This window comes from Flavihumibacter profundi (assembly GCF_020076305.1).
In the GTDB taxonomy this organism is placed as follows: domain Bacteria; phylum Bacteroidota; class Bacteroidia; order Chitinophagales; family Chitinophagaceae; genus Flavihumibacter; species Flavihumibacter profundi.
Genome location: NZ_JAIQXE010000004.1, coordinates 593,373 through 614,572, shown reverse-complemented (window position 1 = coordinate 614,572; position 21,200 = coordinate 593,373). Strand labels below are relative to the sequence as shown.

Here is a 21,200-nt window from a genome sequence, read left to right as displayed (position 1 = left end):
CTGTACTGATTGATAATTATTGCATCTTTAGAACATAGATCGGCTGTGTCGGAATAATTATCAATCTGCACAGCGCATTGAAAAATAGAACTTTGAAAAATTGACACAGTTTATTTTACACTCCCCCATAATACCATGAAGGTTCTGTATTATAGTACCTCATTGGTAATCAATATCTGCATAGAAGGTTAGACAGTCCTATTTGATTTCCTTTGCCATTGCTGAAATATATTTTTTAATATTCTCTACATCTTCATCAGTCAGTTTGTTTCCCAAATTGGGCATACCGAGATTCTCCAGTGCTCCTTTTCTTACAATGTCATTAATTAAATCAAATTTTGCTTTGGTTATGTGTCCCAGTTCAGGCAGAACTCCGAATTTTTTATCAATTTCACCATGGCACGGCATACAATATTGCAGGAATAAATATCCACCTTTAGTAATTTCCACTTGAGAACCCGGATAATCTATTTTTAAAGGAACAGGTTGAGGTATAGATTTTAAATCAGGCATTTTTTCTTTTCCATCAATTTTAAATGTGTAGATATGTGCCGGATAAATATTGGGAGTGATACTTTCTGTTAAAGCCACATATGAGCCGCCCCAACCGACCTGGAAACTGATATATTGAACTCCGTCAACCAAATAGCTAATTGGAGGAGCGATGACACCCGTACCCACATTCACCTGCCAAAGGAGTTTGCCATTATCGCCATCGTAAGCTGAAAGATTTCCATCCGCAGTACCCTGAAAAACCAGGCCGGCAGCAGTTGTAACAACACCTCCGTTCCAAAGAAATGATTGATTGACACGCCAAACTTCTTTTTGCTTTACCGGATCCCAGGCTAAAAGAAAACCCTGTGGATGCTTAGCAGGGGCATTTTTATCAAATTTATTTTTGAGCGAAGGATTAGGTTCTCTTGCCTCGTTCCAACCAGTTCCGGAACCAAAATCTTTAATAGCATTGTAACTCCAGGAAGAATCATATCCATAGAGAAAAGAAGAAATACGGGCGGGGATATACACCAGTCCGTTTTTTTTGTTAAATGCCATCGGGTGCCAGTTATGACCACCATCGAATGTTGGAAATGTTTCCGCATTCATATCTGTCATATTCGCAATTTCAGTTTCAATGGGTCTTCCTTCGGGGCTCATGCCCTTTGCCCAGTTGATATATGTATAAGGTTTGCCGGAAATAAATTTTCCATTCGTCCGGTCTATCACATAAAAAAATCCATTTTTCGGCGCCTGCATAATTACTTTTCTCATCTTACCCTCTATTTCAAGATCAGCTAAGATTAAAGGTTGTGTTGCTGTAAAATCCCAATTTTCGCCGGGTGTTGTTTGATAATGCCATACATATTCTCCATTATCAGGATTGAGCGCAACAATGGATGAAAGAAATAAATTATCACCGCCACCGGGACTTCGGTGATGGCGGCTCCACGGTGAGCCATTGCCTGTACCGACATAAAATAAATTCAGATCAGGATCATACGCCATAGCATCCCAGCAAGTGCCGCCACCGCCATATTTCCACCATTCACCAGTCCATGTTTTGGCAGCCATTTCCATTGTTTTTGATTCAAATGGCGCTGACGGATTTCCGGGAACAGTATAAAATCTCCATTGTTGTTTTCCTGTTTCTGCATCATATGCAGTAATGTATCCTCTTACGCCAAACTCAGCGCCGCCATTTCCGATGATTACATTCCCTTTCACCACTCTTGGTGCACCGGTGATGGTATAGAATTTTGAAGTATCAACTGTCCATATTTCCCATACAGGTTTTCCTTCTGCTGCATCAAGAGCAACCAGTCGTCCATCAATTGTTCCTACATACACTTTCCCTTTATACAAAGCCACACCCCGGTTCACCACATCGCAACAAGTTTTTTGTCCAAACCGGCCGGGGACTTTTGGATCATAGGTCCAGATGAGTTTTCCTGTCCGTGCATCAATAGCATACACCTTACTCCATGCGCCAGTTACATACATGATACCATCCACTACGATTGGCGTCGCTTCGAAACCACGTTTGAAACCAAGATCAAGACTCCATGCTAAACCAAGCTTGTTTACATTTTCTTTGTTAACCTGGTCAAGCGGACTGTACCGGTCTTCGCTGTAGTTTCTTCCATAGGACAACCAGTTACCCGGATCATGATCAGCGTTAAGAAGCGCTTTGTCATCAATAGCCGCTGTAACTTCTTTGATATGTTCCAGTGTTCCGGGTTTGGCATGTTGTTTACAGGAAATGATAAACACAATGAAGTAAAGCAGGAAAATTAAACTGTGCAATCGTTGATTATGCATTTGGTTGGTGTTAGATGGCAACGCTGATGGCTTTGTACTGGTGTGGGATAAGGGTTAGGCCTGCCTGCCACCGTAACTAATATATGGATTAATTCTTATAGCTGACCTTTTAATGTTCGCTCCCAACAGGCACTTTCCTGTTTTTGCAGGAACTTTCATAATGCTACCTGTAGTTCTTAGAAACGAAAAAGGCAAAGAGTGAAAGTCGCTTATGTGCGGGAATAATTACCTGGAACACTAGCCTGCAAAGACAGATACGAGGCCGGCCAGGCCTGCCCCGGGTAATCTTCCGGGCGCGGAAGAACATTGGGAGCCGGGTCCCAATCGCCCCTCAGCAGAATAACATCTTAAAACAAATTATTTTACTATAATTTAAAATTCTAAAAATCATTATGAAGAGAATTTTAATAATATTTCTTCAGGTAGTCATTGTGTTTCTTGGCATTGTGGCGCTTGCCATCATGATTCGGTTTCCCTTGACCGAGGGGAGAGCCCAAAACTTAGACCTGTTCAGCATTTACGCTGATCCGTTTATCTTGTATTGCTATGCCGCTTCTATCCCGTTTTTTATCGCGTTGTATAAGGCGTTCAGATTACTCGGGTATATCAGTCAAAATAAAGCATTCTCACTTAACTCGGTGAGGGCTTTAAGCAGTATAAGATATTGCGCAATCGTACAGGGCATCTTAATTGTGATGGCAGGACTGTACATAAGGATATTTCATAATAAAGATGACGACCCTGCGGGTTTTCTTGCCATGTGTATTGCAACTACATTTGTTTCTCTCGTAGTTGCTACTGCCGCTGCAGTGTTTGAAAATATCTTACAAAATGGGGTGGACATAAAATCAGAGAACGAACAACTGTATGAGCAGTCAAAGAAATGATTTGACTGAATAGCCGGATATGCAACCTGTATTAATCCTGCCTTGTTTCTTTTCAACATATCAGTTTTTACAGGGATGGTATTGTTCACTCTGGGTGAAATTAACCGGTTTATCCCCTAAGCGCCTGCCCGCCCGGCTTACCGGGAGGAGCGACCCCGGTAACCAGCGCTTAATGATTCTGTTCTGCCAGATTGACGGCTAATGGCGTGGCGGTTAACCTGGCTAATTGTGGGAGTTTGATGAGTGTATTTTAGGACCACTTAAGGACCAGTTAAGGACCACATGAAGACCATGTGAAAATTCCACAAAATGCACGCCCGCTAACCACAAATAAGAGTGAATCCAATTTTTGTAAAACTTGAAAAATGACAAAATGGCAAAAGTAAATGATAGCCTGGTGGCGATTTCAATACAGGTTAAGCAGTATATAATATCGCATATCTTTGGGTTAGGCGCAATGTTATGAGAACCCGAATATTCATAACTATACTATTAGTAGCACAGGTTTATGCTGTGCAAGGTCAAAAAAACTCCAAACGAATAGTAAGAGGCAAGGACTCTACTAGCCATATCTATATTCCGATCGATATAGATGATTGTATAAAGCAATTGGACAGTATTTTTTCTGATAGCATTAAGATTGTTATAAAAGGTTTGACAGAAGATGAATTCTCTGGTAGGGTACATTTAAATTTGGGAACATGGCTTAGAAATAACTGGGGACTTTGGTCAGGCTCTCGTTTATCAGCATATTTTAAATCTAAAGGAGTTTTTAATGCTGAGGATATGTCGGGTATAATATTTGACAGTTATTATCGGTATTTAAAAGGGACGCCCATTCGGCTTGACGAACAAATAGTTTTCTACAAGGAGTATTGGCTAAAGGCTATGAAGGAGGATTCTTTAAGAAATAGGGAGGCAATTAAAAATTATAAAATAGGGGATACTGTTCTATTCAACTACAGAACGGGGTTTTCTTCAAAAAGTCAAGAGGATAAATATGACAATAGTATATGTGAGGCGTCTGGAGTTGTAAGTGACTTCGATAATGATAAATTTCGTATTAAAGTTAAGCTTCTAAAAGGTTGCGATAAAAGGGGGATAATTTATTATGACAATAAAAATTCCCTGGTTTATAATAAAAATACAAATACATGGGACAAACCTGATAAACATGTTGTGACATATATGAAAGTTGGACAGATTGAATGGTTTGACTATAGAGATTGGGAGACGGTTAACTGAATTACACTAAGCCTAACATAGCAGTTTGCCACTAGTGGGGCTAGCGAAAGGAGCAAGGCCACCGCTGCCTGCAAGCATAATCCACACCCCGGAAAACTTACCGAAAAAAAATTATTAATTAATAAATGTATGAAATGAGACATTTAATCTTCTTTATGCACACATCACTTGATGGTTTTGTAGCAGGTCCTAACGGGGAAATGGATTGGATAAAACTGGATGACGGATTGTTTGACTTTGTTGCAACAATGACAGACAAGGCTGACACCGCTCTCTACGGACGGGTTACTTATGAAATGATGCAAAGCTATTGGCCAAAAGCGGGTGAAAAACCGAACGCAACAAAACACGACATAGAGCATTCAACCTGGTACAACAAAGTTTCAAAAGTTGTATTATCTAAAACTATTAATGAAACCGGGCTTCACAATACTAAAGTTATTGGCGACCATCTCTCAGACAACATTAATAAACTAAAGCAACAGGAGGGGAAAAATATTTTAATATTCGGAAGTCCCGGTGCTTCACAATCCTTATTAAATGAAGGACTAATCGACGAGTTTTGGCTTTTTGTTAATCCGATTATATTAGGACAAGGCAGGCCGCTATTTAAAGGTATAAACGGAACGATTAAATTGAAACTTGTAGAATCAATTACTTTTGCCTGTGGTGTAATTGCACTTCATTATGAAAAATCATAATCAAATTGACCCTCAATAAAACATCATGACAACCACTGCCGGTAAAACATATTTTGCGCCTGAACTGCATATTCCAAATGGGACCTATAACATTGATTTCTACACCAGATTCGGGGCAACGGAACATTTTTGTTTTCGGAACAATGACAATAGTATCCATGTTGCAGAATTGGATTTCAACGGTGCTATATTTCACCTGCACGAAACAATGCGTGATGCGCTTGAACCTATAAGTGCAAAGGGCGTTACTGCGGTCATCGGTTTGTTTGTGCCCGATGTACACGAAGTAATGCAAAAAGCCATACAGGCGGGAGCCATAGAAATTAATCCGGTTGAAGACCATGATTATGGCTACAGGCAGGGAATGTTCAAAGACCCTTTTGGGCATTACTGGCAGATTCAAAAGAAAATCCATTTGCCATGAAGGCCATATTTGTTACAAGCCTACCGCATAAACGAACACAACTGTATCAAAAGCGTGCACTTTAATTCTTTCTGGTGGTATAATGGACTGGTAATCAATTAATAGGGAACTGGCATTTTATTGGTGCTAAAAAGCCCTATACACCTGCGCCATGTTTAAAAACTATTTCAAAACCGCATTAAGATCATTAACCCGTAACAGGAATTATACGGTTATTAACATCACGGGATTGGCGGTAGGTATTGCTGTTTGCATGATGATCTTTATCATCATACAATTTCATACCAGCTTCGATAGTTTTCACCCGAATAAGGATCGTGTTTATCGTGTATTGACCGAATACCATCATGAAGGTTCGGCAAGCATCGATTATGGAAAAGATATTCCTTTCCCTATGCCAGCAGGGCTGAAAACGGCTTTTCCTCAAATAGAACAGGTAGCCCCGATTTTTGCAAGCCACGATGACCAGTTGCTGGTGCCTGGTGATAATGGAAAATCGGTCAAAACATTCAAGGAAAACAAAGGAGTATTTTTTACAACCCCGTCCTTCTTCAATATGTTTAATTTCCCGCTGCTCGCAGGCTCGTACGCATCCCTGGAAGAACCAAACAATGTATTGCTTACAAAAGAAATAGCTGGAAAATATTTCGGTGACTGGCAATCTGCTATAGGCAAAACCATTATGCTCGAAGTCGGTGGCTATTTATTCGAACATGGGACTGAAGTGTTGAAAGTGTCCGGTATTCTTGCTGACATACCTGCAAATACAGACTTCCAGTTAAAAGTTGTGGTGGGTTATGGGTCTGGTTTTACAGGGAGTATAATAGCAAAATCCACCGATTGGGAAGATCGGACAAATGCGGGTTTTGGTTGCTATATCATGTTGCCACCGGATGTTTCAGTGGCCAGTCTTAATCAGCAGCTGAGGGCATATGCAACAAAGGTTCAATCGCCCGGGAACAAGGATAGTCATTTTGCCCAGCCATTAACTGCGGTGCATTACGATACACAAACGGGAAATTACAGCAACAAAGCCATCAGTCATGGCCTGCTGAATGTATTGTGGCTGATTGCCGGATTCATCCTGTTAATTGCCTGCGTAAACTTTATTAACCTCTCCACTGCACAGGCTGTTAACCGGGCAAAGGAGGTTGGCGTAAGAAAAGTGTTGGGGAGTAATAAGTTGCAATTGCAGGTCCAGTTCATCATGGAAACATTTTTAATCGTTATTGGTGCTGTATTGCTGGCTACAATCATTTCCATACTTGCATTGCCTGCTGTAAATCAGCTGTTGGAACTTTCGCTTTCATTCAACCTCTTGAACAATCCGGCAATTATTCTCTTTCTTTTTGGGGTAACCATTGCCGTAACCGCACTCGCCGGATTTTATCCTTCTGTGGTCTTATCCCGTTTCAATCCGGTTAACGCATTAAAGAGTAAAATAACTTCAAATACTACAAGGGGAATTTCCTTAAGAAGGGGATTGGTGGTATTTCAATTTATTATAGCGCAGGCGCTGATTTTCGGAACACTCATCACGGTAAAGCAGATGAATTATTTTATGGATCAACCCTTAGGTTTTGATAAGGATGCTATTGTAAATGTTCCTTTCCGGGTAGATAGTCTTCGCATCAGCAGGCTGGATTATTTAAAGAACAGGTTATTGCAGGTAAACGGGGTGAAGGCCGTTAGCTTCAGTTCTAACACCCCGGTTGAAGATGGCAATGATACCTGGAGCACCTTCAAATTTGACCATGCAACAAAGGAAGCCGATTTTAAAGCGATTACCAAGTTCGCTGATAACGGGTTTGTGTCGGCCTATAAATTATCGCTCATAGCCGGAAGGGATTTGCAACCTTCGGGATACACCAGGGAATTTTTAGTCAATGAGTCGCTGGTGAAAAGCCTGGGCATAAAAAACCCGGAAGACATCCTGGATAAAGAAATAAGTATCTGGGGCGACCGGATAAAATGCCCGGTTGTAGGCGTGGTGAAAGACTTCAATAACAGGTCCTTTCGCAATGATCTTGCACCAATGCTGGTTACCACAAACCTGACCATGTATAGCCAGGCAGGCATCAAGCTGGATACGAAAAACATCGCTGCTACACTGCAATCCGTTAAAACAATATGGGAGCAGGCATTTCCCAATTTTGTGTATGAATACAGGTTCCTGGATGATAAGATTGAAAATTTTTACAAACAGGAGAATCAGTTATCGCAGTTGTATAAAATATTTGCGGCCATCGCGATATTCCTTAGCTGTCTTGGGTTGTATGGTTTAGCTTCCTTCATGGCAGCACAGCGGATAAAAGAAGTGGGTATTCGTAAAGTGCTTGGTGCTACTGCAGGCAGTATCGTGTATTTATTCTCCAGGGAGTTTATCCTGCTCATTGCAATTGCCTTTGCGGCTGCGGCACCCATCGCCTGGTATTTCATGCACCAATGGTTGCAGGATTATGTGTATCGCATAGACATCAGTTGGTGGCTATTTGCTGCCGGGGGATTTGTTGCTGTCATTATTGCACTTGCAACGATAAGTTCACAGGCGATCAAAGCAGCGATTGCAAATCCGGTGAAGAGCCTGAAATCAGAATAGTGGGAATGATGGCTTGTAATCCGGGAAGCTTACTGCGTAATCTTTCGCAGTATAAATTACGATCCCGTTACCGGGGAAAACGCCCTGCCGGACTGTAGCTTAATGCCCTGCTGAAACACTTCAGCTCCTGCTAATTTTAAGACCGGAATCAAAACAGTTTTATCATCTTAAAAAAAGGAGGACTGTATGCCAACCTTATCAAATTATTGGTTCAAAGAAACCGATTTCCGCGGCGAAACCACTTTCCTGAGTATCCAGCATCCACCCGGTAGCTGGGCCTGGATCAACTGGCCTAATATCGGTAATCGCCACAGTACTTTAACCTGGGAAAGGGAAGACCGGGAAGCTTCCTATGACCTCGTTAACTTATTGAACAATCCCCTTGTGCTTAACCTGATCGACAGTAATCTCGGTGAAGCCCAAAGAACCTCTGCGTTAAAAGTGGGCTGGATTGCCCGCAAGCACTTGCCTTATTCTTCTTCCGGCGGGGCACTGGATCTTTTCCTGCGGCTTTCTTTTAACTTTCACATTTCAACGCCCTGGTATTGTTCCGATGCCGATGGACACATTGATTATATCATCGCCTGTTACCTGGATGGGTCATCGCATATCAGGGCTTATGTGCATGGCTGGGCCTACGACTTCAGTGGCGGTACTATTTGTTCCGGTGAAATCAGCAATCGCCTGAGTGCTGCTGTGCCCGGCGCCATTGGCACCCTGCAGGAACAACTGAATGTTTTCCTCGGCCTGCTTGCCAGCCGCCAATTTGATATGTTTTATTACCTGCCCGGAAGTGCCGACCATAGTGGTTCCGGCACCACCAATGTGGATGAATCCGTTTCCCTTGCCTTACTTCCCCGTTAATCACTTAAATGAATTAAAATGGAAAAATCTAACCAACTCTTCAGTGAACTGTTACAAAAGATCCAGGCATTACTGGAAGAGTACAAATGCAAATCTGAATCAAGGGTGAATGACCAGGATGCTATCCTGTACGGCAAGTTTTCCCAATACATGGAAAAGTACACCATCGTTGTTCATGTGAAAGAGGAGCAGTATAAGCCCGTTACTGCTGGTGCGCGGCCCGTTGAAAAAGCCGAAGAACCTTCTGTCCTGCGTTGGATGCCCAGCCTGGACCTGCAGGTGCTTAATGCCTCCAAATCCAATTGTAGCGAACAGGAACAGTTGAAGATAAAGGAACAATTCATGGCTGATGCAAATGGTATCGGCCGGGAGTTCCTCGACAAACTGCAACGGATAAACCGGCAGTGAAAATTTTTGGATGGTTCGTTGGCAAGGAGAAGGCAGGCATTGGTCCTGCCTTCTTCCGTCAACTGAATATACATCTGCTAGGGCCAGGGATATCCCGGGCAATGAAGGGAATTTTTATTTTCATGCATATAGCCAGGTTTACCCTCTGCATAAGGTGTAAACACGGTTGTTTGGTTGGTTCTTATTGATAATTTTACACGATGAAACACAATCCTCAGTTACTTCTATTGGAACTATTGAGAAAAAAAGGGGAAAAGCAAATGTCCTCCCAAAAAGTTTCCCGGGCCGTAAATCGGGTATCCCGCTAGACCTGGTTTCACAATTGGATTTTATGGTTGCGAGGTCAGTTGATGATGGAATAATTAAGGCGTATCAACGACATAGTATTTGACTAACTGTTTACTTATTTGTAATTTTAAAGGAGTGCGAAGCAGGAAAGCGTTAAACCTGAACTTTGAGGTTGATAAGTTGACTAATTCCATTGAATATGTTGTTACGGGCGATACCTTTCAAACTGAAATTTCATTGGTTTCTGCCGAAGACATAAAAGTTGTAAGTAAAGGCTCTAAGTGGCAGTTTGATTGGAAGCACGAATACAAACAACCCGGACGGGAAGTATACAAATTGACGATTTTCGGCAATCCTGCGGTGATCCATGGAATGATTAGCCTGGAGGTTAAAGAAGATCATGTGTATATGCACCTTGTAGAAAGCGCGCCTTTTAATAAAGGAAAAACTAAAATGTATGTTGGTGTACCAGGGAATCTGGTCGCCTTTGCCTGTAGGCTTTCTTTTCAACGGGGTCATGAAGGAAATGTTTCTTTTCTGTCCAAAACACAACTTATTGAACATTACAAAAAAACACTAGGCGCGTCCCACTTTGGAGGCAGGATTATGATTATTGAAACAAAAGCTGCAGCCTGCCTTATTGATCGATACTTTAAAATGTAAACTGATGAAAAAAAAATATACTGAACCGGATTTCATTGGTGGAGAAGGCCCCTTGACCAAAACGGAAGAGGCTGCATTAAAAACCTATTTTTTAAAAAAGAAAAAGAAGGTTAAAAAGGTAAATGCTCAGCCTAAACCAACACCAGCCCCGCCTTCAAAATAGTATCATATGTTTAGAATTGTCACCTTAATATCAATGATATTAATCCTTACAGTAGCAGCTGCCAGCGTTATTGGTATTGCCCTCACTGGTTTTTATCCAGGGATTATTGTGCTTTTGTTATTGACGCTGGTTCCAATTACGTCTACTTTCTATACTAAAAAAATTCTCAGCAAATCCAATGTTTTTCAGGGAAATTATTACCTGGTACTACCTAATTCGCAAACATTGCCGGATGCTTTTGCTCATAATGCGTCAGGCCCTGGAATAGTTTAGCAAAAGCCGTTATGGTGGCTTCACTGTATAATTTGCCACCGATAAAAGTTATACTGGGCGGTGCGCCTTCGCTTATGGGCAAGCCCGAAGGTAAAGTGATACAGGGATTGCCGGTAAGGCAGGTCAATGCCATCGGTTCATCGGCCATGCTGGGCACAATGATGATGTCGTATTGGCTTAATAATGGGAAAGCCTGCTGCATAACCAGGTAGCGTAACCGACAAACGTTCAGGTATTCAACGGCAGGTATAAAGCGGGCACTTCTAAATTGGTTAGGATAGCGGCTTTGCCATTGCTGCACCATTTCGTTGTCTTTGCCGGATCTCGTCAACGGGTCAAAAGCAGCGGCTGATTCCGCGGCCCAGATGGTAACTAAGAGATCATTGGTATGCAGGTTGGAGGGGAAATTTATTGGCGTAACCTGCACACCCGCGTCCCGCAAGGTTTTAAGAACTCCTTTTTCCGCACTGTTATCCGGCAGCGTATCAATATAGTTTTTTGCATACGCTACTTTGATGTTTTTGACCCCAACATTGCCCGTATAATTGAAAGGCATAGTGCGTGAGGCGCGGTCATATGCATCAGCCCCATGTATGGAGGCAAATACCATGGCAGCATCTTCAGCGTTACGGCATATGGGTCCGATACGGTCAGAGGTCCAGGCAAGCGTCATGCCGCCTGTGCGGGCAACGCTGCCAAAGGTTGGCCGCAGTCCCGTTGCACCACAAACAGCAGATGGAGCCACAATAGAGCCATAGGTTTCTGTGCCAATGGCGAACGGCACCAGGCCGGCTACAGTGGCAGCCGCGGAGCCTGCAGAGGAACCATTGGAACCCTGCCGCAGGTCCCATGGATTTTTTGTTTGTCCCCCGAACCAGATGTCATCCATGGCCAGTTCGCCCATGGATAGTTTTGCGATCAATACAGCCCCGGCCTTTTCCAGTTGCTGGTATACGAATGCATCTTCATCTATTTGCTGGTCTTTAAATGGCGGTGTACCATAAGTTGTCTTTGTGCCTTTTACGGCAAACAGGTCTTTTAGTCCGTATGGAATGCCCTGCAACGGGCTTTTATAAATTCCTTTAGCAAAAGCTTCGTCAGCCTGCCTGGCCTGTCGCATGGCGATGTTTTCCGTAAGGCTAATCACACAATGCAGGGTGTCACCATATTTCTTCAGGCGGTTAATAAAAAATCGGCTGAGCTGCACGGAAGTAATTTTATGCTGCCTGAGCAAGGCGGACAATTGTGCAATGGAATAAAAAGCCAGTTGGTTGGTATCCGCCGGCATGGCAACTGCTGCAGGAATGCTGAACCTGATGGGCTGTTGACTGGTGCTGAATCTCATCTGCGGCAGCACAGGGTCGAACCATTGCGGCAAGGGCACACTATTGGGCAAATTAAAACCATGCAGGTATTGATAGATCTTCAGGTTATAGTTCAGTTGGTTCACCATCGAATCCCTTTGGGCGGGTGTAAATTGTAATCCAACCATTTTTTCCGCAACTGGAATTTCACTGGCCGGAATCTCCTGGGCATTAGCAGGGAATGTAACGGCTATGAAAAATGAAAACCCAATGATGGTTCTTAAAAACGCTGGTATCTTTTGCATGGCTGCAAATTACAGATCTTATACATGGAATTATTCCACTATCGTATAACTCGTACTCCTGCTTCCGCCAGGTTCCTTTTTTAGGATTTGTTTACCCATCAGGTCTTGTATATCCCTTAAGGCCGTATCGGGCGAGGTCTTTGTCAGCTTCGCCCATTTGGAGGTATTCAATTTACCATCAAACCCATCCAGTAATTTATTCAGCATAAGTCGTTGCCGGTCGTTTAAAGCAACATGCGCATGTTTCTCCCAGAATCTCGCTTTTTGTAATACTACTGCCAGGGTTTCATCTGTTGCGCCGATGGCACGGTCAAGACAGTGCAAAAACCAGCTTAACCAATTGGTGATATCCATTGAGCCCTTTTGGGTGGATTCCAAAATTTCATAGTATTCTTTTCTTTCCTTTCTGATCTGCGCACTCATGCTATAGAACCGTTGGGAACTGCCATCCGCTCTTGCCAGTTGCATATCAGCAATAACCCGGGCAATACGCCCATTGCCATCATCAAAAGGATGGATAGTCACGAACCAAAAATGGGCAATAGCCGCTTTGATCACTCCGTCCATTTCACTGTCTTCATTAAACCAATGGATAAACTGGTCCATCTCTTTTGGTAAGCGATCAGCTTCAGGTGCTTCAAAATGCACTTTCTCTTTTCCCATAGCACCGGAAACCACCTGCATCGGGTCGCCTTTTGTATTATCGCGCCAGGCACCCACCACTATTTTATGCATGCCGGTCCTGCCTGTTGGAAACAAGGCGGCATGCCAGCCAAAGAGCCGGTCATCCGATAAAACCTTCTGGTATTGTTGCGTAGCATCCAACATCATCTCCACTATTCCTTCAACATGCCGGTCAGCGGGAACCAGGCCAGCGATATCCATACCGAGGCGGCGTGCAATGGAGGATCTTACCTGTTCTGCATTAAGTAATTCACCTTCAATTTCGCTTGATTTCAGTACATCCAGGGTAAGTGTCTGCAGGCTGGCTTCCGCTTGCAGGTTGAAGCCCAAAGCCTCCATCCTGCCCTGCCTGTGCCGGACTTCAGTCAGCAAGGGGGCGATTTTATCCTGTTGCCAGTTAAACCGCGGCCAGTCAGGACGTTGATGGATATACACGCTCATTTACCGCAGATTATGCGGTGAATATACGCAATATTCGCCGCAGATTATGCGGTGAATAGGGCCAGTATTCTCCGCAGTGCAGCACAGGTCAAACATGGCAAATCACCAGCATGCCTGCTCTAGTATACGATTACCAGGGTTCCTTTTCGGGTGATACAATTGAACATCGCTAAGGCTATACATTCCATTGGCTTGCAAAATTGCCACAATCATATTAGCCCCAGCAAGAATTATAATTCCTAACTTATCACACAAATTCTTCCGAATGAAGCTCATCGTCGCTCTTTTACTCCCAGCCATCCTCTTGGTCGCCTGTAACCAACAGCCGGCCAAAACCGCTACTCCCGATATAAACCAACTGGCTGAAAAATATGTCCGCCTGGCCCTGGATATTGGCCGCTATGATTCATCTTTTGTCGATGCCTATTATGGCCCCGACTCTTTAAAAGCGACCAGCACCAAAAATGACAGCTTTCCTAAAGACAGTTTTTTAACTGAGGTGAAAGGTCTTCAGGATGCGCTTTCCCGGCTTATTACTGAATCAAAGAATGATACCATTGCATTAAGGGCCAATTGGATGAAAGCGCAGTTGACAGCATTCGGACGCAGGATAAAAATATTCTCGGGCGGGTACGCAGACTTTGATGTGGAATCGAAGGACTTATTTGGTGTTGTGGCGCCGGTGTATCCTGAAACGCATTACCAGTCCCTGGTGGCCCAATTGGATGGAATCCTGCCCGGATCCGGCCCTGCTAACGAAAGATTCCAGGCATTGGCCAACCGCTTTATTATTCCCAAAGCAAAACTGGATACTGTTTTTCATGCGGCTATTGCTGAATGCCGGAAAAAGACTGCGGCACATTATGCTATTCCGGCTAATGAAAATTTTACCCTCGAATTTGTTACGAACAGACCCTGGAGTGGCTATAACTGGTATAAGGGAAATTACCAAAGCCTTATCCAGATCAATACCGACCTGCAGATTTTCATCGACCGTGCCATTGATGTAGGCAGCCATGAAAGTTACCCGGGGCATCATGTGTATAATATGCTGCTGGAAAAGAACCTGTACCACGACAAAGGTTGGGTGGAAATATCCATGTACCCGCTATTCAGTCCGCAGTCGCTGATTGCAGAGGGCTCGGCCAACTATGGCATTGACCTGTTATTTCCCGGCATCGATAGCAAAGTGGCTTTCTGTAAAACCGTGTTGTTGCCGCTGGCCGGATTGGATACCACGGGCATCAGTACCTATTTTAAGGCTTTGGCAATAAAAGGGCAGCTGAATTTTGCCCGCAATGAAGTGGGCCGCGGGCTGCTGAATAAAACCATGGATCCGGCTTCTGCGATGCGCTGGTTGAAAGATTATTGCCTGATGAATGAGGAGACCGCAAAAAAAAGTATCCAGTTCATTTCGGTTAATCGCAGCTATGTCATCAATTACAATTATGGCATGCAACTGATCAAAAATTATATAGACGCAAAGGGCGGTGGTGTAGCCAACCCTGAAAAAAGCTGGGATATCTTTAAAGAACTATTAAGCAATCCTGTTTTGCCCTCGGATTTGTTGCAGGCGGGTAAATGACCCTATTGCCAAACCGCGTGTTACCCGGAATAAATAAACAAATGCCTGCATTTATTGTTGTTGAGGTTGTCATAAAAAAATGCAATGCAGAATTATTTAATAATAGGGGGATCCAGCGGTATCGGACAAGAATTGGCTACGCAACTGGCCGCATCCGGCAAGGCGGTAATAGCAACCTACAATAAAAATATCCCTGCTTCCGGTAATGCACAGATTGCCTATCACCAGTTGAATGTTCTGGACGAAAATCTTTCATTGGATTTTTTACCCGATGAATTATCCGGATTAGTGTACTGCCCGGGCAGCATCAGCCTGAGGCCTTTTGAAAGAATAAAACCTGCAGACTTTGAAGCAGATTATAAACTCCAGGTAATTGGCGCGATCAGGATTATTCAAATGTGCCTGCCCAGGTTAAAGAAAGTGGACAATGCAGCAATCGTTTTATTCTCTACGGTAGCTGTACAAACCGGTTTGCCTTTTCATACGCAGGTAGCTGCTTCCAAAGGCGCTCTTGAAGGATTGACAATAGCACTGGCGGCTGAATTTGCTCCTAAAATAAGGGTGAATTGTATAGCCCCTTCCTTAACCAATACTCCCCTTGCAGCTTCCTTATTAAATACGGACCAAAAAATGGAAGCAAACGCCCAAAGGCATCCATTAAAAAGGATTGGCACTGCTGCGGATATTGCCAACATGGCTGCGTTTTTATTGTCCGAAAATGCAGGTTGGATAACAGGACAAATCATGCATGTAGATGGGGGTATCTCTTCTATAAAAACTTAGGCTGTTGTGCCAAAAATTGTAAATGTTTTTTGTTTAAGAAACCAGCCTGTTCAATATATCCATCCCGTTTTTAGTAACCTTCGAAGAAATTAATTAACGGTTCTATGTAAAGCGTGTTGTCGTTTTTATAAATGAAACCGTTCCATTTAAAGCAGTTGCCTGGCTGGCCAACCGGCCCTACATGCACCATTTGTTTAAGACAGTATTCCTATACCTTTGAATAGCATTGTACGTATTATTGGTCGTCTTGCCTATGCAAAGCAATAGATCCGTTTTTATCAGAAAGAAAGGGTTAAAAGAATTAAATGTTGAAAAATACAAAAAAAGCCGCTTTACTATTTTTATTCCATCTTGGCGGATTCCTGTTATCCTATAGCCAGCAGGCAATACCAATAAATGACACACAGCAAAAATCGATTGCTGCATTAATTGGCCAGTATTCCCTTGCCAGGGAAAAGAGCGATACCGTACTGCTGAAAACTATTTTAACTGTTGATGTGGATCAGTTGGTTTCTACAGGTGAATGGCGGATAGGCATAAAAGCTGCGGTGGAAGGTATGCTGAAAAGTACTGCCAGTAGCCCTGGAACAAGAACCCTGCAGATTGATAAAATTCAAATGATCACGGCTTCATCTGCTATTGTAGATTGCCGGTACGATATTCAAAACGCGGATGGCAGCCTGCGGAAAATGTGGAGCACTTTTATCGTTGTTGGCGATAAGGATACTTGGAAGATCAGGGCGATTAGAAATATGTTGCCTTCCCAGCCGGCAGCCCCGGAACCAAAGCGGTGAGGCCTGGCGATTTTTTTAAATACCGCGTCCTGGTTCACGGTTACCATCTATTACTCAAGGCATAGATCATTATCCCACCGATCACGCAAACAAAAATGGATAGTATGGTGGTCGGGGCAGATGGTCTTTCTTTTAATACCCGCATCCTGTTTAATTCAACCACGCGCCGCATATACGTAACCGTAACAATAATCATCAGCGCTGTCGCGAAACCCGTTAGTAACAGGCCTCCGAAATGGCCGGTATTTGACAAGGCAACCCCAGCGGCTATACGGGATTCCTGTAAAAAAGCGGTTGCTTTGTCTATCGCAAATCCGGCAGTGATAAAAGTGATAGCGGTACGAATCCATGCAAGCTGGGTACGCTCCAGGGCAAGGGAGGTGTTATCTATAGCCAGATCAATTCGGGGATCAACGGATTGTGTTGCTTCATCCTTTGCCGCCTGGTCCGGTTTTTTTGAATTTCCCATGTCAACTTTTCATTTTAAGTAACCCCGGGATTTCCCCCAGGTATAGTAATGATCTGATAAAGTTACACCCTTCGAACAATTTGTCGTGTTCACTGGTAAACAGAATGTCTTCCAGGATTTCCTTTGCTGCTACCAGGTATTTAAAGCCTTCAAATGACATGTATGGTGCATACCGATCAATACTTATTTTATACTTGTCCATAGTTTCTTCCGTGCCGTACCAAAGTCGCCAAGATGATAAATACTTACTGCTGAACATTTAAATGTGAACTTATGATAGGGCTTTGCAATAAGCTCTTTTAAATAAGTTTCCTGTGCCAGTCCAATAGTGACATGCGGATTGTATTTTGCCCCGCTATGGTCGGTCATAAATCCATTTACGTAGTCACTGCTACCTGCCGCAATTGCTGTTCCATCTGGATTTTGTACAAATGCTGCATCTGTTCCAGCTACCATATAAGGTTTTAGTGCTTCAATAATCTTTGCCTGGAAGTTCAGCAAATTTGGTGTTGGGGTTGCTGTAATTCCTGCCAGACCTAAGCCTTTATATGGAAAATAATAAAAACCTGATGTTGTTATTTTCTCTTTAGTAGGTTGTTCGATTTTTACCACGTTTGCAACGGCAGCATATACCTTTTCAAGATCATGTGTTTTGACAAAACATTGTAACACGGTAATATGCGGTGTATGTTCTGCATCGAGCGAATAACTACCGGCACCGGAGTAATTTTTCTGCATCATCTTGTTATAAACCTTGGCGGAATCCAGCATGGTCTTATCCGGATCGAGTAATACGTCAATTGCTGTAATATCCGATTGAGCAGAGATGTATTTAAATGAGCATAAAAATAAAATAAGTCCCAGGCAGCTGACAACCTTAATGAACGATATTTGTTTCATCTTATATTATGTCTTTGATCAAAACTGGTTGTGCTCAACTTCCTGCCACCTGGTATGCGGTAATTCCATTAGCCTGCTTGCATCTTTCATTGCTTTTATTTGACAATTAGGATAGCAATTATTCTATTGTTTATAAAAGTTCTTCCCCTGCTAATTGAAAATGGCTTTGCTCAACCCATGCGGAAGACATCTCCCATGCCGCTGAAGATCTTTTATATCAATTAGTGTTTGGATATAGTTATTGGGGGTATTACTCATTTTTCAACCGCCGCATTCCTTCAACCAGTTTATGCCATCCGTAAATAATTGTTATACGAAAGCCGTCCATTTTCAGGTCTTCAGGTTTATTATCGTTTATTGTTGAAGAGTATGAAGCATTTACCTGCATGTTTTCATTTATCTGGTATCCCAGCGTTCCGCCCACCCCAAAATTGCTTAAACTACTGCCTTCAACACCATCGATGGTAGCTTTACCACCTGAATAAGAAATAACATCAAGTGACCCCCAAAGCCTTTCCATAAAATCACGGGTAAGGTGGGCTTCGACCTGGTACATGGGCTCGGTATGCATTTTCTTGCCAACAAAATCATTGTTGTCGCTCATTAACCAAACAGCCGGAAGAAACTCCAATGTTGTGCGCCTGCCCGGAACCCATGCCCCAAGCTGCCATACAATAGGCGCCCCGATTCGTCCATACCAGCGGTTCTGGCCAATATTGATGGGAGTTGTATTGTCGTATTCCCCGATCGGAATAGCCAGGCTGCCGATAATATCCACAGAAAATTTAGGCTGATACCTTATCATGTCGGGAATGTTCATGATAGGTTTGGGCCCGATAATATTTATACCCATTTGCAACATAGGGTCCCCGTATCCTCTTGCCATTGATTTGTATTTTAACCCGCCAAGGGAGACGTCACCGGATATCCTGCCCATCGGAACGATAACAGAAACCAATGCCGCACGCTTGAATATAGGTAACATTTTGGCATAGCCGACAGTGGCCATTGTTGCTTCGAAACTTGCTCCTGGTATGGGCGTATTTGAAGGATCCATTGGGTTTGCGTTGCCACTGAGTGATGATCCGATCACAGGGACGGCATTTGTCCCCATTAACCCTTTCCAGTAAAAGCGGGGGCCATCTCCCTGGGCCTGCGTAACATTCGGCCAGCTTATAATCAGCATTAAAGCAATAATGATAAGATTCCTTACATTCAGGGAGCTAACGGCAGATAAATATTGTTTCATAGTAATTACTGCTTTATTGCTTGGGATTAGTCATTAATTCTTTCGGAGGTACGTACTGTCGCTTGTTGATAAGCGGCGGATATCCGGGATCCACCGGGAACCGCGCCGGTAGTTGGTCATAAAGTCCTTCAAAAACAGAACGGCTGGGAATAATTACATTATTCTTCTTTACATAGTCGTCCCAAAGTGCCAGCATCTCCTTTAATTTGCCCGGGTTGGCAGCAGCAAGGTCTTTCCGCTCGTTAGGATCATCAGCAAGATTGTAAAGTTCCCAATCAGATTTACCTAAGGGCGTAAATTCCCACCGCAATTTCCAATCACCCTGGCGAACAGCACGGTTACCGAATAACTCCCAGGCAAGATAATCCTGCTTGGCGCGGGGAGACTCGGCCTCACCGGACAGTACTTTCAACCAGGATTTACCAATCATTGGTGGTAATTCTTTTCCCTTGTAATTTTTCGGGTATTCAGCACCTGCTATATCAAGGAGCGTAGGCATGATGTCTGCTATTGACATGAGTCCGTTGTTTATGCTACCCTTTTTCCGTTTGTTGACAGGACCACTGACAATGAGTGCATTCCTGATGCCACCTTCGCCAAGCCATCCTTTATACTGACTGAAAGGCGTCATGGAAACCTGGGCCCAGCCGGCGCCATAGCCAACATAAGAGCCAGGGTCACCCCAGGCATTTATATCCGTTTGCGACCACTTACTGGCAAAATACAGGTAATCCCGGGTTCCGGGTGTTCCTCCAATCATTTTAGCCAGATCGGTCCCCTCTGCGCCATTATCTCCAAAAACAATGAACACGGTATTTTCGTATTCACCTATATCTTTCAGGTGTTGAACCAGGCGGCCGATATGGAAATCCATATTTTCCACCAGTCCCGCATAGAGTTCCATTTTTCTGCCGAGCACTGCTCTCGATGCCGGAGCAAGCAGGGAGTATTCGGGCACGAACCACATACGCTCGGCCAGGTTGGTAGAGTCTGGTACGATGCCAAGCTCTTTTTGCCGTTTGAGGCGCTGCGCCCGTAGCATATCCCATCCGTAATCATATTGCCCTACGTGCCTGTCACGCCAGTCGCGCGGAAGGTGGTAGGGGTCGTGCGGTGCCTGGTGGGAAACATAGGCAAAGAAAGGTTTGCCATCGCGGTGGTCGGCATCAATATAGCTGATGAGTTTGTCTGTATAGGTTTGTGTTGCGTAATATTTTTTAGGAAGCTTTGTGAGGTATTTGCCATCCTCTGTATACAGGGAATTAGGCGTCAGGGCAGTAAAATTTGTCATGTCCCAATAACTTCCCGCACCGTCCAGTAAACTGAAATCGCGTTCGAAGCCGCGTGCTGCGGGGATTTTATCCGGAGATTTTCCCATATGCCATTTCCCGACCATATAAGTGTGGTAACCGGCATCTTTTAGCAATTGGGGAATTGTTGTCACACTGAGATTGAGATTTCCTTCGTAGCCGGGTTTCCCAACCTGGTTAGGCGCGGTCCATTCGTCCATATTGCCGAGCCCGTTAAGGTGGGAATCTACCCCGGATAAAAGCATCGAGCGGGAAGGCGAACAACTGGCATGCGTATAGAAATTGGTGAAACGAACGCCATCTAATGCCAGGGCATCCATATTGGGTGTCTTTATCTCGCTGCCAAACATGCCCATATCTGAATAGCCCATATCATCTGCCAGGATGATAACGATATTTGGTCGCTTACCCCCGGGCGGTTGTTGTGAAGTTTGGCCAGAAACAACCATTACCGTCAAAGACAAAATGGACGCGATTAAAAGATTTTTTTTCATACTAATTCTTGTATCAGTTACAGCAAAATAAAGTTGTCATATTTTAAAGTA

20 protein-coding genes are annotated in these 21,200 nt (G+C 43.6%); 12 read left to right on the top strand and 8 right to left on the bottom strand.

Annotation, left to right across the window (positions count from 1 at the left end; genetic code table 11):
- Nucleotides 1–198 precede the first annotated feature (198 nt).
- Nucleotides 199–2,316, bottom strand: a complete 2,118-nt coding sequence (locus LAQ65_RS21010) for a PQQ-dependent dehydrogenase, methanol/ethanol family (RefSeq protein ID WP_224118987.1) — start codon at nt 2,314–2,316, stop codon at nt 199–201.
- A gap of 392 nt (nt 2,317–2,708) precedes the next feature.
- On the opposite strand from LAQ65_RS21010, the gene LAQ65_RS21005 reads away from it, so the two are divergent.
- The 9 genes from LAQ65_RS21005 (at nt 2,709) to LAQ65_RS20965 (ending at nt 10,558) form a co-directional block, all read left to right on the top strand.
- Entirely contained in the window at nt 2,709–3,203 is a 495-nt protein-coding gene (locus LAQ65_RS21005; protein WP_224118986.1) for a DUF2975 domain-containing protein, read from the top strand.
- A gap of 462 nt (nt 3,204–3,665) precedes the next feature.
- Nucleotides 3,666–4,448: a DUF6794 domain-containing protein gene (locus LAQ65_RS21000; protein WP_224118985.1), complete on the top strand. Its 783-nt coding sequence runs from the start codon at nt 3,666–3,668 to the stop codon at nt 4,446–4,448.
- 134 nt (nt 4,449–4,582) lie between these two features.
- On the top strand, nt 4,583–5,149 hold the full coding sequence (locus LAQ65_RS20995) for a dihydrofolate reductase family protein (protein WP_224118984.1): 567 nt from the start codon (nt 4,583–4,585) through the stop codon (nt 5,147–5,149).
- A 25-nt stretch (nt 5,150–5,174) separates the two neighbouring features.
- On the top strand, nt 5,175–5,573 hold the full coding sequence (locus tag LAQ65_RS20990; protein ID WP_224118983.1) for a VOC family protein: 399 nt from the start codon (nt 5,175–5,177) through the stop codon (nt 5,571–5,573).
- Nucleotides 5,574–5,724: 151 nt separating this feature from the next.
- Nucleotides 5,725–8,172, top strand: a complete 2,448-nt coding sequence (locus tag LAQ65_RS20985) for an ABC transporter permease (RefSeq protein WP_224118982.1) — start codon at nt 5,725–5,727, stop codon at nt 8,170–8,172.
- 186 nt (nt 8,173–8,358) lie between these two features.
- Nucleotides 8,359–9,036: a hypothetical protein gene (locus tag LAQ65_RS20980; RefSeq protein ID WP_224118981.1), complete on the top strand. Its 678-nt coding sequence runs from the start codon at nt 8,359–8,361 to the stop codon at nt 9,034–9,036.
- 18 nt (nt 9,037–9,054) lie between these two features.
- Entirely contained in the window at nt 9,055–9,444 is a 390-nt protein-coding gene (locus LAQ65_RS20975; RefSeq protein ID WP_224118980.1) for a hypothetical protein, read from the top strand.
- A gap of 423 nt (nt 9,445–9,867) precedes the next feature.
- A complete protein-coding gene (locus LAQ65_RS20970; protein WP_224118979.1) occupies nt 9,868–10,395 on the top strand; it encodes a hypothetical protein in 528 nt (175 codons plus the stop codon).
- Nucleotides 10,396–10,399: 4 nt separating this feature from the next.
- Entirely contained in the window at nt 10,400–10,558 is a 159-nt protein-coding gene (locus tag LAQ65_RS20965; protein WP_224118978.1) for a hypothetical protein, read from the top strand.
- A 211-nt stretch (nt 10,559–10,769) separates the two neighbouring features.
- On the opposite strand, the gene LAQ65_RS20960 is transcribed toward LAQ65_RS20965, so the two are convergent.
- Both LAQ65_RS20960 and LAQ65_RS20955 read right to left on the bottom strand, forming a co-directional pair.
- Nucleotides 10,770–12,440 (bottom strand): amidase, encoded by a 1,671-nt coding sequence (locus LAQ65_RS20960; protein WP_224118977.1) that lies wholly within the window; start codon nt 12,438–12,440, stop codon nt 10,770–10,772.
- Between the two features lie 30 nt (nt 12,441–12,470).
- Nucleotides 12,471–13,565, bottom strand: coding sequence for a Fic family protein (locus LAQ65_RS20955; RefSeq protein ID WP_224118976.1), 1,095 nt, complete (start codon nt 13,563–13,565; stop codon nt 12,471–12,473).
- A gap of 265 nt (nt 13,566–13,830) precedes the next feature.
- Here LAQ65_RS20955 and LAQ65_RS20950 point away from each other — a divergent pair, with 265 nt between their 5' ends.
- The 3 genes from LAQ65_RS20950 (at nt 13,831) to LAQ65_RS20940 (ending at nt 16,727) form a co-directional block, all read left to right on the top strand.
- Nucleotides 13,831–15,150 (top strand): hypothetical protein, encoded by a 1,320-nt coding sequence (locus tag LAQ65_RS20950; protein ID WP_224118975.1) that lies wholly within the window; start codon nt 13,831–13,833, stop codon nt 15,148–15,150.
- An 84-nt stretch (nt 15,151–15,234) separates the two neighbouring features.
- The gene (locus tag LAQ65_RS20945) at nt 15,235–15,933 is read left to right on the top strand and encodes an SDR family NAD(P)-dependent oxidoreductase (RefSeq protein WP_224118974.1); all 699 of its coding nucleotides are present in this window, start codon (nt 15,235–15,237) and stop codon (nt 15,931–15,933) included.
- A 305-nt stretch (nt 15,934–16,238) separates the two neighbouring features.
- A complete protein-coding gene (locus LAQ65_RS20940) occupies nt 16,239–16,727 on the top strand; it encodes a hypothetical protein (protein ID WP_224118973.1) in 489 nt (162 codons plus the stop codon).
- 40 nt (nt 16,728–16,767) lie between these two features.
- On the opposite strand, the gene LAQ65_RS20935 is transcribed toward LAQ65_RS20940, so the two are convergent.
- The 5 genes from LAQ65_RS20935 to LAQ65_RS20915 all read right to left on the bottom strand — a co-directional run bounded on the left by LAQ65_RS20935 (nt 16,768) and on the right by LAQ65_RS20915 (nt 21,149).
- Nucleotides 16,768–17,196, bottom strand: coding sequence for a YidH family protein (locus tag LAQ65_RS20935; RefSeq protein ID WP_224118972.1), 429 nt, complete (start codon nt 17,194–17,196; stop codon nt 16,768–16,770).
- A gap of 1 nt (nt 17,197) precedes the next feature.
- Nucleotides 17,198–17,398: a hypothetical protein gene (locus tag LAQ65_RS20930; protein ID WP_224118971.1), complete on the bottom strand. Its 201-nt coding sequence runs from the start codon at nt 17,396–17,398 to the stop codon at nt 17,198–17,200.
- Nucleotides 17,380–18,096, bottom strand: coding sequence for a 2'-5' RNA ligase family protein (locus tag LAQ65_RS20925; RefSeq protein WP_224118970.1), 717 nt, complete (start codon nt 18,094–18,096; stop codon nt 17,380–17,382). Before LAQ65_RS20925 ends, LAQ65_RS20930 begins: the two co-directional genes overlap by 19 nt.
- Nucleotides 18,097–18,346: 250 nt before the next feature.
- Nucleotides 18,347–19,345 (bottom strand): transporter, encoded by a 999-nt coding sequence (locus tag LAQ65_RS20920; protein WP_224118969.1) that lies wholly within the window; start codon nt 19,343–19,345, stop codon nt 18,347–18,349.
- Nucleotides 19,346–19,358: 13 nt separating this feature from the next.
- Nucleotides 19,359–21,149, bottom strand: a complete 1,791-nt coding sequence (locus tag LAQ65_RS20915; protein WP_224118968.1) for an arylsulfatase — start codon at nt 21,147–21,149, stop codon at nt 19,359–19,361.
- Nucleotides 21,150–21,200: the final 51 nt, after the last annotated feature.

What these genes read in the sequence shown, in the direction of transcription:
- LAQ65_RS20915 (WP_224118968.1), bottom strand. Translation starts at nt 21,149, where the DNA reads ATGAAAAAAAATCTTTTAATCGCGTCCATTTTGTCTTTGACGGTAATG.
- LAQ65_RS20930 (WP_224118971.1), bottom strand. Translation starts at nt 17,398, where the DNA reads ATGGACAAGTATAAAATAAGTATTGATCGGTATGCACCATACATGTCA.
- LAQ65_RS20960 (WP_224118977.1), bottom strand. Translation starts at nt 12,440, where the DNA reads ATGCAAAAGATACCAGCGTTTTTAAGAACCATCATTGGGTTTTCATTT.
- LAQ65_RS20920 (WP_224118969.1), bottom strand. Translation starts at nt 19,345, where the DNA reads ATGAAACAATATTTATCTGCCGTTAGCTCCCTGAATGTAAGGAATCTT.
- LAQ65_RS20925 (WP_224118970.1), bottom strand. Translation starts at nt 18,096, where the DNA reads ATGAAACAAATATCGTTCATTAAGGTTGTCAGCTGCCTGGGACTTATT.
- LAQ65_RS20940 (WP_224118973.1), top strand. Translation starts at nt 16,239, where the DNA reads ATGTTGAAAAATACAAAAAAAGCCGCTTTACTATTTTTATTCCATCTT.
- LAQ65_RS20935 (WP_224118972.1), bottom strand. Translation starts at nt 17,196, where the DNA reads ATGGGAAATTCAAAAAAACCGGACCAGGCGGCAAAGGATGAAGCAACA.
- LAQ65_RS20945 (WP_224118974.1), top strand. Translation starts at nt 15,235, where the DNA reads ATGCAGAATTATTTAATAATAGGGGGATCCAGCGGTATCGGACAAGAA.
- LAQ65_RS21010 (WP_224118987.1), bottom strand. Translation starts at nt 2,316, where the DNA reads ATGCATAATCAACGATTGCACAGTTTAATTTTCCTGCTTTACTTCATT.
- LAQ65_RS21000 (WP_224118985.1), top strand. Translation starts at nt 3,666, where the DNA reads ATGAGAACCCGAATATTCATAACTATACTATTAGTAGCACAGGTTTAT.
- LAQ65_RS20965 (WP_224118978.1), top strand. Translation starts at nt 10,400, where the DNA reads ATGAAAAAAAAATATACTGAACCGGATTTCATTGGTGGAGAAGGCCCC.
- LAQ65_RS20955 (WP_224118976.1), bottom strand. Translation starts at nt 13,565, where the DNA reads ATGAGCGTGTATATCCATCAACGTCCTGACTGGCCGCGGTTTAACTGG.
- LAQ65_RS20950 (WP_224118975.1), top strand. Translation starts at nt 13,831, where the DNA reads ATGAAGCTCATCGTCGCTCTTTTACTCCCAGCCATCCTCTTGGTCGCC.
- LAQ65_RS20975 (WP_224118980.1), top strand. Translation starts at nt 9,055, where the DNA reads ATGGAAAAATCTAACCAACTCTTCAGTGAACTGTTACAAAAGATCCAG.
- LAQ65_RS20980 (WP_224118981.1), top strand. Translation starts at nt 8,359, where the DNA reads ATGCCAACCTTATCAAATTATTGGTTCAAAGAAACCGATTTCCGCGGC.
- LAQ65_RS20990 (WP_224118983.1), top strand. Translation starts at nt 5,175, where the DNA reads ATGACAACCACTGCCGGTAAAACATATTTTGCGCCTGAACTGCATATT.
- LAQ65_RS21005 (WP_224118986.1), top strand. Translation starts at nt 2,709, where the DNA reads ATGAAGAGAATTTTAATAATATTTCTTCAGGTAGTCATTGTGTTTCTT.
- LAQ65_RS20985 (WP_224118982.1), top strand. Translation starts at nt 5,725, where the DNA reads ATGTTTAAAAACTATTTCAAAACCGCATTAAGATCATTAACCCGTAAC.
- LAQ65_RS20995 (WP_224118984.1), top strand. Translation starts at nt 4,583, where the DNA reads ATGAGACATTTAATCTTCTTTATGCACACATCACTTGATGGTTTTGTA.